Raw genomic sequence first — 10,310 nt, 5'->3', positions numbered from 1 at the left:
CTGCCGACACCTGCCGCGTCGTGTTTCATTCGATGTTCCGCCAATATCTTCCCGAACCGCAGCGCGCCCGGCTGGCGGAGATCATCGTCCAGTCGGGCCAGTTTGCGACCGAGCGAACGCCGCTTGCCTGGATCAGCCTGGAATGGACCCCCGACCGCAGCGAGGTACGGCTGTCGCTGACCAGCTGGCCGGGCGGCGAGCAGCGGTTCCTGGCCACATGCCACCCCTATGGCGAGTGGATCCACTGGCGCTGAGCGCGGCGGCGCGGCGGTAGCAGGCTTGCGCATGGCCGATTGCACCGCCAGATTGCCCGGATGGCAGACCATCCCGATCTGGAAACCCTGTTGCTGGGCCCGGTGCTGCCGGATCGCGAATGCGGCGGTTGCACCGCATGCTGCGTGACGCTGAAGGTCGACACGCCCGATCTGAAGAAGCCCGCCGGCACGCCCTGCCCACAGCTTTCCGCCACCGGATGTAGCATTCACGCGGTGCGCCCGACCATCTGCCGCACCTGGTTCTGCGCGTGGCGCAGGGTCGCCGCGCTCCCCGACGAGGCGCGGCCCGACCGGTCCGGGCTGATCGTCTCGGTCAGCTTCAACCGCGCGGCGCGCCATCCGTTCGAGGCGATCGCGCTGACCGTCCTCGCACTGCCCGGCAGCAAGGCCGTGGCCAGTGGCATGGCGGCGCGCGTGCTCGATGCGCTGTGCGATCGGCCGATCGCGGTCTGGTTCAGCGACGGCCAGCGCAAGATGCTGATGCATCCTGAGAACGACGTGGCGCAGATCGTGCTGTCAGGCGCCGAGGCACCGCCGCAACTGGCCGCCGAAGTGGCGCTCTGGCGTCAGCAATATGCCGCCTTTCTTGCCTGAGCAGCGCTTTCTGGCTAACGGTGGACATACTGACGATAGGGGAGCGGAATGAGCGCAATCGACCGAAGGCTGTTCGTGGCGGGTGCAGGCGCAGCCCTGCTTGGCGCAGTCGGCAAGGCAGCGGGCGGCAAGAGCATTACCCTGCCCTTTGCCAATGGCACGCGCCCGCTGGTGCAACTGCCCGGCAAGCGCGAGATGATCCTCCTCACCAGCCGCCCGCCGCAGCTCGAAACGCCGTTCAGCGTGTTCCATGACGGGTTGCTGACGCCCAATGACGCGTTTTTCGTGCGCTATCATCTGTCCGGCCTTCCGACCGAGATCGACCCGCGCAGCTTCCGCCTCGCCATCGGCGGGCATGTCGAGAAGCCGCTGCAGATCAGCCTCGAATCGCTGCGGCGCGACTTTCCGGTGAGCGAGATCGTTGCGGTCAACCAGTGCTCGGGCAACAGCCGCGGCTTCGTCACACCGCGCGTCGCGGGCGGCCAGCTCGGCCATGGTGCGATGGGCAATGCGCGCTGGCAGGGCGTCGCGCTCAAGCACCTGCTCGACAAGGCCGGGGTTCGCTCGGGCGCGCGCCAGGTGACCTTCAACGGGCTCGACAATCCGCCCGCCGATGGCGTTGCCGATTTCGTCAAGGCGCTCGACATCGATCATGCCCGCGATGGCGAGGTAATGGTCGCCTTTGCGATGAACGGCGAGGAACTGCCTTTCCTCAACGGCTATCCGCTGCGCCTCGTCGTGCCCGGCTATTTCGGTACCTATTGGGTCAAGCATCTCAGCGAGATCACCGTCGTCGACAAGGAGTTCGACGGTTACTGGATGAAGACCGCCTATCGCATTCCCGAAATTGACTGCCGCTGCGTCGAGCCTGGCACCAAGCCCGACAAGACCGTGCCGATCGCCCGGTTCAACGTGCGCTCGTTCCTGACCAGCCACGCCGATGGCGCGCAGGTCAGCGCCAAACGGACGACGGAATTGCGCGGGATCGCGTTCAGCGGTGGCGATCCCATCAAGCGCGTGCTCGTCTCGCCCGATAACGGCCGGAACTGGCAGGAGGCCAGGCTCGGCGAGGATCTGGGGCGCTATTCGTTCCGCGAATGGAAGCTGGGGCTGACGCTCGCCAAGGGGCAGCACGCCTTGCGCGTTCGCGCCGAATGCTCGAGCGGCGAGACGCAGCCGATGGAGCCGCTCTGGCAACCTGCGGGATATATGCGCAACGTGGTCGAGACGATCAACGTGGAGGCCGTGTGATGCGCAGCAAGGGATTTGTCATCGGCCTCGGCCTGCTGGCTGTCGCGGCGGGGGGCGCGGCCTGGACGCTGATGGATCGCGACGCCGGACCGGAGGTCGTGGCGGCGCGGATGGAGCCGGTCAGCTATCAACTACCTGAAGAAGCGATCCCCGCCGAGCTCGCGGACGCGGGGGCGGCGATCGTGGTCAACAACTGCACCGCTTGTCACAGCCTGGAATATGTCACCAGCCAGCCGCGCGGCATGGGGGAGAAGTTCTGGCACGACGAGGTGACCAAGATGGTCAAGGTCTATGGCGCGCCGGTCGCGCCCGCCGACGCCGAGGCGATCGCCCAGCTGCTCGCCGAACGGTTCGGCTAGAACAGCAGGATCACCACCGCGAACGAGGCCGCGAGGCTGGTCAATGTCGCGATCAGCACCGGGATCGCGGGCCGAATGCCGGTCTCCATCAGCAGATCCATGCGGCTGCGCATCGCGGTCGCGATCACCGCGATCAGCAGCAGCCCCTTGGACAGGCTGAGCGCCGAATCGCGCACCGGATCGGGCATCGCCACCAGCGAGTTGACCAGCACCACGCCGAAGAACGCGACGATGAACCAGGGCAGCGCCAGCCGCTTCCACAAGGGACTGCCTTCGGCCTGGTCGGCATTGCCGATGGCGAAGCCGGTGATGATGACGACGGGTGCCAGCATCGCGACGCGCGAGAGCTTGACGATCGCGGCATAGCTGCCCGCGCTTTCGGAAAAGGCATATCCGCCGCCGATCGCCTGCGCGACGTCATGGATCGACGCGCCGATCAGGAACCCGGCCTGCTGGTCGGTCAGCTGCAGATACTCGGCGAGGATCGGGTAGAGCGACATGGCCAGCGCGCTGAAGAGCGAAACCACCACCAGCGTGATCGCGAATTGCGACTGGTTCAATCGCTCGCGTCCGATAATCCCGTAGAGCGCCATGGCCGCGCTCGCGCCGCAGATCGCGGTCGCGCCGCCTGCAAGAATGCCGGTATAGTTGGACTGGCCCACCAACCGCGCGCCGAGTATCCCGGCGAGGAAGGTCACCGTCATGATCGCCGCCAGTGCGGCGAAGGGCTGTACGCCCAGCGAGCCGATCTGCTCGAACGTGACCTGCAGCCCCAGCAGCACCACGCCGAAGCGCAGGCAGGTGCGCGAGGCGAAATCGAGCCCCTTGTGGCTACGCGGATCGCGCGCGACGAAACTCAGCGACAGCCCGATCAGCAGGCCGAGCAGGATGATCGGGAAATTATAATGTTCGGACAGCCAGGCAGCGGCCCCGGCGGCGATCGCGCAGATCGCGAGCCCCTGGAAGATCGTGTCGCGCGGCTTGGCGGCATCGGGCCGGGGCGCGGCATCGGCCAGATACATCTCGCCGAACAGGTCGCCCGCAGCGGGGAGCGAATCCCAGTCGATATCCTCCCGCTTGCCGTTCATCGCCGCTCCGCTCGCCCCCGAGATATGTCCTTCGGTGTCATATTCCCCTTTCCTTACGCGCGCGAGCGGCTATCGTGCAAGCACGAAGCGTCGTAGACAGGCGCGCATATGGGAGGATCGGCAATGGACGAGGCACGGCATCAGGGCATGGCACGCGGCGCAGCGATCGCGCTGGTCGCCCTGCTCTTCCTCGGCAACGCGCTCAATTATGTCGATCGCCAGGTTCTGGCCCTCTTGAAGCCCACGCTCGAGGCCGAGTTCGGCTGGTCCGACGCCGATTACGCGCATCTCGGCTCCTCCTTCCAGATCGCGGCGGCGGGCACGCTGCTGTTCGTCGGCTGGTTCGTCGACCGGCTGGGCGTGCGCGTCGCCTATGCCATTGCGGTGACCGTCTGGAGCGCCGCCGGCATGGCGCATGCGCTGGCGCAGACGGTGCAGCAGTTCGTCGCCGCGCGCGTCGTGCTCGCAGCGGGCGAATCGGTCAGCACGCCGGCGGGGCTCAAGGCGGCGGCGACCTATTTGCCGGTCAAGCAGCGCAGCATCGCCATCGGGCTGATCAACACCGCGCCCAATATCGGCGCCATCCTCACCCCGCTGCTGATTCCGCCCTTCGCGCTGGCCTTCGGCTGGCAGGCCGCCTTCTGGGTGACCGGTGCGCTGGGCTTCGTCTGGCTCGCCGGTTGGTGGTGGGGCACCCGCAACCTGAAACCGCTGGGCGACATTCCCGAGCGCGCGCGCGTTCCCTGGGGAATACTGCTCTCCGACCGCAAGACGTGGACGGTGATCGGCGCGAAATTCTGCATCGATGCGGTCTGGTGGTTCGTCCTGTTCTGGATGCCCGATTTCTTCAACCGCCAGTTCGGCCTTTCGCAAGGCGAGCTCGGCTGGCCGATCGCGATCATCTTCACCCTCGCCGCTCTGGGCGCGATAACCTCTGGCGGGCTCTACCCGATCCTGCTCAGCCGCGGGATGACCGTCAACGGAGCACGCAAGACATCGATGCTGTTCTACGCGCTGGTCGTGCTGGCGATGCCGCTCTCGCTCCAGACCGGAAACCCCTGGATCGCAGCCGTGCTGATCGGCTTAGGACTGTTTGCGCATCAGGGCTTTTCGACCAATGTCTTCGGCATGACCGCCGACATCATTCCCGCCACCCGCGTCGCCAGCGTCATCGCGCTCGGCGCGGTCGCGGGCAACCTGTCGGGCACCGCGATCATCGAGTTCGCCGGCTATTCGCTGGGCAGCGGCATGGGCTATGTCCCGCTCTTCGCGATCTGCGGCAGCGCCTATCTGGTCGCGCTGGCGTTCATTCACCTGATGATACCGAAGCTGAAACTGGCGGCGGAATAACCCTCCAGGCTTCAGTGCGCGTCATCGGCCGGTGGCAGCGGCTTGGTCGCAACACCTGGCTGGTGCCGTGAGGCCGCAAGCTTGGGCTTGATCAGGCCTTCCCACACGGCCCACCGGCAAATGCTGGTCACGATCGCCAGCCAGAGCGGAATCTGGACGATGACCGGCAGGTCGATGAACCCCGCATAATCTGCCGATACCAGCGCGAAGCCAACCCAGCCCATCACCGTGATGGCCGGTTTCAGGCGTTCGATGGGAACGGCCAGCCGCGTAGCATGTTCAACGAGTCGGTCCACACGGGCAGCATCTCATCTCGCAACGCGCGGGACAATGGGCTGCGACGGCCTGCTGTTCTCAATGCGCGGCCATGCGCTGCACGCAAAAAGGCCCCGGACTTTCGTCCGAGGCCTTATTGTTTCGCTTGCCGATCGATCAGCGCAGGCGGGCGCGCAGGCTGATGCCGAAATAGCGGTCCGCATCGCGCGGGATCTGCAGGCGCTGGCCGGCGCTGACGTTGAGCAGCGCATAGGCCTTGTCGGTGATGTTGCGCGCCAGGAAGCTGACGCGATAGTTATCTTCCGGATCGGAGAAGCCGATGCTGCCATTCCAGATGCCATAGGCCGCGATCGGGCCCTGCTCGCCGAGATCGGAGAACTGGCGGCTGACATGGCGGAAATCGGTATCGAGATACATCTTGAACCCGCCCAGATCACGCTCGTAGCTGGTGCCGATGGTCCAGGTGAACTTCGGCGCCAGCGGCAACTGGGTGCCGTTGCGGGCATCGGGCGCGTTGGTCGCCGGGTTCGGGTTGAACCGCTTGACCGTGGCATCGGCATAGGCGCCGCTCGCGCGCAGCGTCCAGCCATCGACCGGCACTGCGAGCAGATCTACCTCGAAGCCCTCGCTCTTCACCGAACCGGCGTTGGTCAGGTTCGAGACGACCGCGCCGTTGAGCAGCACGAAATTGTTCGCCTGGAAGCCGTCATAGGTGACGGTGAAGGCGGACAGGTTGAACTGCACGCGGTTGTCAAGGAACTGCGACTTCAGGCCGATTTCGAACGCGTCGGAGGTTTCCTCGTCGATCGGGATCGCGTTGGTCGGCGCGGTGTGATTGAAGAACACGTTGAACGCCGGGCCCTTGTAGCCGCGGGTATAGCTGCCATAGAGCATCACATCCTCGCTGGGCGTGAATTGCAGCACCGCACGGCCCGACAGATTGCCGTTGCTGCTGTCTCCGCGCGAGGTGTTGGTGCCATTGCCGCCCGAGGCGATCGTGCCGCCCGCAGGCGCGCCCGAGACGCCGGGTCCGGTGGCGGGCAGACCCGTGGTCGCATTCACGCCGGGCGCGCGGGTGTGGACGAAGCTGAGATCATCCCAGGTGTAGCGCAGGCCGCCGGTCAGCGCGAACATGTCGCTCAGGCGATAGGTCGCCTGGCCGAAGATCGCATAGTTGCGCGATTCCACCGCGCTGAACGAGGTCGCGGTCGGGAACAGCGTGTTGGTGCGATCGTTCACGTTGCACGGACGGCCGCCGGTGATCGGATCGATCGGCAGGGTCGAGGTGGCGCAGGTGATGTTGCGGCGGGTAAAGTCCTGCTCGTTGTCCGAGCCCCAGATGAAGCCGCCGATCTGGTAGAAGAAGGGCTTGGACTGGTCCGACGCCAGCCGCACTTCGAGCGAGAGCTGCTCGGTGCGGACTGCGCCATTGTCGTGCAGTTCGCCGGTGCCGACGATCGCGCGCGGCAGGAAATCGCCTTCGCGGATCTCGATATTCTCCCAGTTGCGATAACCCAGGATCGCGCTCAGCACATGGTCGGTGAGCACGTCGAAATCGGCCGACGCGGTCAGGCTCCACTGCTTGTCGAGCGTGCGCGTGACGAGATTGTGATTGACGAAGCGCTGGTTGACGCCGCGCGCCACGCCGCCGGGCAGACCCAGCTCGGCATCGAGCACCGCACCGCGGCTGACGCCGGTGACATCGGCGCAGCAATCGTCATCGGCCTCGAAATAATCGGCGATGAAGCGGAAGCGCGTGCCGCCATTGTTGTAATCGAGAATGCCGCGCGCGCCGTAATGCTCGTAACCGTTGATGGTGTTGCGACGGCCGCCGTTGATATTGGTGATGTTGCCGTCATAGCTGCCGTAGAAGGCGGTGATGCGGCCGGTCAGATTCTCGGCGAGCGGGCCGGAGATGGCGCCGCGCAGGCGATATTCGTCATCGTCGAACGCTTCGAGCCGGGCTTCGGCCTGCAGCGTGTCGGTGCCGCCCTTGGAGACGATGTTGACCAGACCGGCCGACGCGTTCTTGCCGAACAGCGTGCCCTGCGGGCCGCGCAGCACTTCGAGCCGCTCGGCATCGACGAGGTCCATGAACGCCTGACCCGAGCGGCTGAGCACGACGCCGTCGACCACGGTCGAGACGCTGGGCTCTGCGGCGATCGAGAAGGTGATGGTGCCGACGCCGCGCATCACGATGGCGCTATTGGCGCTGGTCGTGCCCTTGCGGAACGACACCGACGGGACGAGCTGGGTCAGACCTTCGAGGCTGGTGACGCCGGTGGTCTCGAGCCGTTCGGAGGTGATCGCGGTGATCGCGATCGGCACGTCCTGCACGTTTTCGGCGACCTTCTGCGCGGTCACGACGATTTCGGTGATGCCGCCCTGATCGTCCTCGGCGGCAGTATCCTGCGCGTGCGCGGGCATGGCGAAGGCGAGCGAAAGCGCGGTCGCGGACAGCGCGGCGGCACGGACGGACAATAGACTGGAAAGCTTCATAATACCCTCTCCCTGCGAGAATGCGGTCGTAGCGGGGGCTTGGTGCCCCTTGATATGGTCGCCGCGATTGATGCTTGATCTGCTATGACCGGCTCGATATGTCAAGCGGTGTCAGAAAAACGGACAATGGCTGCGACCATTTCGCCACAGTGCGACCAAGGGTGAGGAAAAACGCGTTGAAACTGCGGGTGCACACCCAGGATGACGGGTTCGATCTCCTTTTCGGAGATCACATCGTGCTGCGTCACCGCGCCGCCTGTCCTGCGGTGGTCATGGCGCGGGGACGTCCCGATATCACGATGTTCCGCGGCAATTTCCGCATTTCCGACTCGCCTGCCGACGAGATCGCCCCGAGCGACTGGCGCAAGGCCGATGGCGATATCGAACTGATGCGTGACGGAGCACCCGTCGCGCGCCTTTCGACCAAGGACCATAAGCTGACGATCAACGCGCTGCTTCCCGGCTATGACCGCTTGCGCGTGCGCTTTCATGCCGAAGCTGGCGAATGCGTCTGGGGCGGCGGCGAGCAGATGAGTTATCTGGCGCTGAATGGCCGCGCCTTCCCGATCTGGACCAGCGAGCCAGGGGTGGGCCGCGACAAGTCGACCGAGCTTACCCGCATCATGGACGCCGAAGGCATGGCGGGCGGCGACTATTGGAATACCAACTATCCGCAGCCGACCTTCCTCACCTCGCGCTGGATCGCGGTGCACCTCGATGCCAGCTGCTACAGCGTGCTCGATTTCACCGACCCCGGCTTCCATGCAGTGGACGTGTGGAGCGACACCGCGCGGTTCGAGCTGTTCGCCACCGATGGTCCGCTCGAACTCGTCTCCGCGCTGTCGAAGCGCTTCGGTCGCCAGCCCGCATTGCCCGACTGGGCGATCGGCGGCGCGATCGTCGGGCTGAAATCAGGCGCATCGAGCTTTGACCGACTCGAACGTTTCATCGAAGCGGGCACCGCCGTCTCCGCCTTGTGGTGCGAGGACTGGGCGGGAATCCGCGAAACCACCTTTGGCCGTCGCCTGTTCTGGGATTGGCATAACGGAGAGCGCAGTGCCCAGCGCTATCCGGACCTCATGGCGCGCATTGCAGACCTGCATCAGCGCGGCATGAGGTTCATGGCCTATGCCAATCCCTATATTGCCGTGGATGGTGACCTGTTCGCCGAAGCGGCAGGCGGCGGCCATTTTTGTCTTCGCACCGACAGCGACGATGTCCATCTGGTCGATTTTGGCGAGTTCGACTGCGGCGTGGTAGATTTCACCCGCGAGGAAACCCGCGCCTGGTTCGCCGAGCGCGTGCTGGGCCGCGAGATGCTCGATATCGGCATCGACGGCTGGATGGCCGATTTCGGCGAATATCTGCCCACCGATCTGCGCCTCGCCGACGGCTCCGATCCGATGGAGGCGCACAACCGCTGGCCGGTGCTCTGGGCCGAGGTCAACGCGCGCGCGGTCGAGAGCCGGGGCCGCACCGGCGATGCGGTGTTCTTCATGCGCGCCGGCTTTTCGGGCGTGCAGGCCCATTGCCCTCTGCTCTGGGCGGGCGACCAGTCGGTCGATTTCACCCGTCACGATGGCATCGGCACGGTGATCACCGGCGCGCTGTCTGCGGGCCTGGTCGGCAACGCGTACAGCCATTCGGATTGCGGCGGCTATACCTCGCTGCACGGCAATGTCCGCACCAAGGAACTGATGCAGCGCTGGTGCGAGCTCGCCGCCTTTGCCCCGGTGATGCGCAGCCATGAGGGCAACCGGCCCGATGACAATCTGCAGTATGACTCGACGCCCGAACTGATGGCCTGCTTTGCGCGATGGAGCCGGGTGCACGCGCATCTCGCGCCCTATGTCCGCCACCTGTGCGGCGATGCGAGCGCGCAGGGCCTGCCCGCGCAGCGCCCGCTGTTCCTGCATTTCCACCACGATCCCGCCCTCTTTACGGTGCACGACCAGTTTCTCTACGGTGCCGATCTGCTAGTGGCGCCGGTGATCGAGCAGGGTGCACAGGCACGCGATGTCGTGCTTCCCGGCGCGGGCGTCTGGCGGCACGTGTGGAGCGGCGTGGATTACGCGCCCGGCACACACCGCATCGCCGCGCCGATTGGCGCGCCACCGGTCTTCTATCGCCCCGACAGCGCCTTTGCGGCGCTGTTTGCGGGCTTGAACGAGGTGCTGGAGCGATGAGCGAACGGGCGAACATCCGCGATGTCGCGGCAAAGGCGGGCGTGGCGGTCAAGACGGTCAGCCGGGTGCTCAACGGCCATCCCTATGTCAGCCAGGCGACGCGAGACCGGGTGGAAGAGGCGATGCGCGACCTAGATTTTCGCCCCAGCGTCGCGGCGCGCATCCTGTCGGGCGGCAAGTCGAACCAGATCGCGCTGATCTACGACAATCACAGCCCCTATTACATGTTCCAGATCCAGACCGGATGCTGGGATTTCTGCCGCGCCAACCGCATCCGCCTGCTTGCCCAGCCGGTCGACGTTGCCGACCCGCAGGTCGGCGAACAGGTGCGCGGCCTCGTCACCGAAACGCATGTCGATGGCATCATCCTGTCCTCCCCCGTCACCGATTGCGACCCGGTGCTGCGCGCGCTCGAGGCGCTCGACGTGCCGT

General features: G+C 65.6%; 10 protein-coding genes. 7 read left to right on the top strand and 3 right to left on the bottom strand.

Annotated features, from left to right (window positions below; all coding sequences use genetic code 11):
* From DM995_RS20270 to sorB, 4 genes are all read left to right on the top strand, one after another.
* Positions 1–254 (top strand): DUF2332 family protein (locus tag DM995_RS20270; protein WP_116970847.1); only part of this gene is annotated, 254 nt, incomplete at its 5' end.
* Between the two features lie 60 nt (positions 255–314).
* On the top strand, positions 315–869 hold the full coding sequence (locus DM995_RS20265) for a YkgJ family cysteine cluster protein (RefSeq protein ID WP_116970846.1): 555 nt from the start codon (positions 315–317) through the stop codon (positions 867–869).
* A gap of 48 nt (positions 870–917) precedes the next feature.
* The gene (sorA, locus tag DM995_RS20260) at positions 918–2,120 is read left to right on the top strand and encodes a SorA family sulfite dehydrogenase catalytic subunit (protein ID WP_116970845.1); all 1,203 of its coding nucleotides are present in this window, start codon (positions 918–920) and stop codon (positions 2,118–2,120) included.
* The gene (gene sorB / locus DM995_RS20255; RefSeq protein WP_198669538.1) at positions 2,120–2,479 is read left to right on the top strand and encodes a SorB family sulfite dehydrogenase c-type cytochrome subunit; all 360 of its coding nucleotides are present in this window, start codon (positions 2,120–2,122) and stop codon (positions 2,477–2,479) included. Before sorA ends, sorB begins: the two co-directional genes overlap by 1 nt.
* Here the strand turns inward: sorB and DM995_RS20250 are convergent.
* The gene (locus DM995_RS20250; protein ID WP_116970844.1) at positions 2,476–3,567 is read right to left on the bottom strand and encodes a YeiH family protein; all 1,092 of its coding nucleotides are present in this window, start codon (positions 3,565–3,567) and stop codon (positions 2,476–2,478) included. The genes sorB and DM995_RS20250 overlap by 4 nt on opposite strands.
* Positions 3,568–3,690: 123 nt before the next feature.
* On the opposite strand from DM995_RS20250, the gene DM995_RS20245 reads away from it, so the two are divergent.
* Positions 3,691–4,917, top strand: coding sequence for an MFS transporter (locus DM995_RS20245; protein WP_116970843.1), 1,227 nt, complete (start codon positions 3,691–3,693; stop codon positions 4,915–4,917).
* Positions 4,918–4,928: 11 nt separating this feature from the next.
* Here the strand turns inward: DM995_RS20245 and DM995_RS20240 are convergent, their stop codons facing one another.
* Both DM995_RS20240 and DM995_RS20235 read right to left on the bottom strand, forming a co-directional pair.
* Positions 4,929–5,213, bottom strand: a complete 285-nt coding sequence (locus DM995_RS20240) for a hypothetical protein (protein WP_116970842.1) — start codon at positions 5,211–5,213, stop codon at positions 4,929–4,931.
* Positions 5,214–5,349: 136 nt separating this feature from the next.
* Positions 5,350–7,692, bottom strand: coding sequence for a TonB-dependent receptor (locus DM995_RS20235; protein WP_116970841.1), 2,343 nt, complete (start codon positions 7,690–7,692; stop codon positions 5,350–5,352).
* 176 nt (positions 7,693–7,868) lie between these two features.
* Here DM995_RS20235 and DM995_RS20230 point away from each other — a divergent pair, with 176 nt between their 5' ends.
* Together DM995_RS20230 and DM995_RS20225 are read left to right on the top strand one after the other, a co-directional pair.
* Positions 7,869–9,878, top strand: coding sequence for an alpha-glucosidase (locus DM995_RS20230; protein ID WP_232824588.1), 2,010 nt, complete (start codon positions 7,869–7,871; stop codon positions 9,876–9,878).
* Positions 9,875–10,310, top strand: a 436-nt coding sequence (locus tag DM995_RS20225; protein WP_157973428.1) for a LacI family DNA-binding transcriptional regulator, incomplete at its 3' end; no start/stop codon positions are given. The genes DM995_RS20230 and DM995_RS20225, both read left to right, overlap by 4 nt.

It is taken from the genome of Blastomonas sp. UPD001 (genome assembly GCF_003426715.1).
In the GTDB taxonomy this organism is placed as follows: domain Bacteria; phylum Pseudomonadota; class Alphaproteobacteria; order Sphingomonadales; family Sphingomonadaceae; genus Blastomonas.
Note: the sequence above shows the minus strand (reverse complement) of the source record. Positions and strands in the feature narration are given on the sequence as shown.

Bases quoted from the DNA above. Each gene is read 5' to 3' on its own strand.
- DM995_RS20235 (WP_116970841.1), bottom strand. From the start codon at position 7,692: ATGAAGCTTTCCAGTCTATTGTCCGTCCGTGCCGCCGCGCTGTCCGCG.
- sorA (WP_116970845.1), top strand. From the start codon at position 918: ATGAGCGCAATCGACCGAAGGCTGTTCGTGGCGGGTGCAGGCGCAGCC.
- DM995_RS20245 (WP_116970843.1), top strand. From the start codon at position 3,691: ATGGACGAGGCACGGCATCAGGGCATGGCACGCGGCGCAGCGATCGCG.
- DM995_RS20250 (WP_116970844.1), bottom strand. From the start codon at position 3,567: ATGAACGGCAAGCGGGAGGATATCGACTGGGATTCGCTCCCCGCTGCG.
- sorB (WP_198669538.1), top strand. From the start codon at position 2,120: ATGCGCAGCAAGGGATTTGTCATCGGCCTCGGCCTGCTGGCTGTCGCG.
- DM995_RS20265 (WP_116970846.1), top strand. From the start codon at position 315: ATGGCAGACCATCCCGATCTGGAAACCCTGTTGCTGGGCCCGGTGCTG.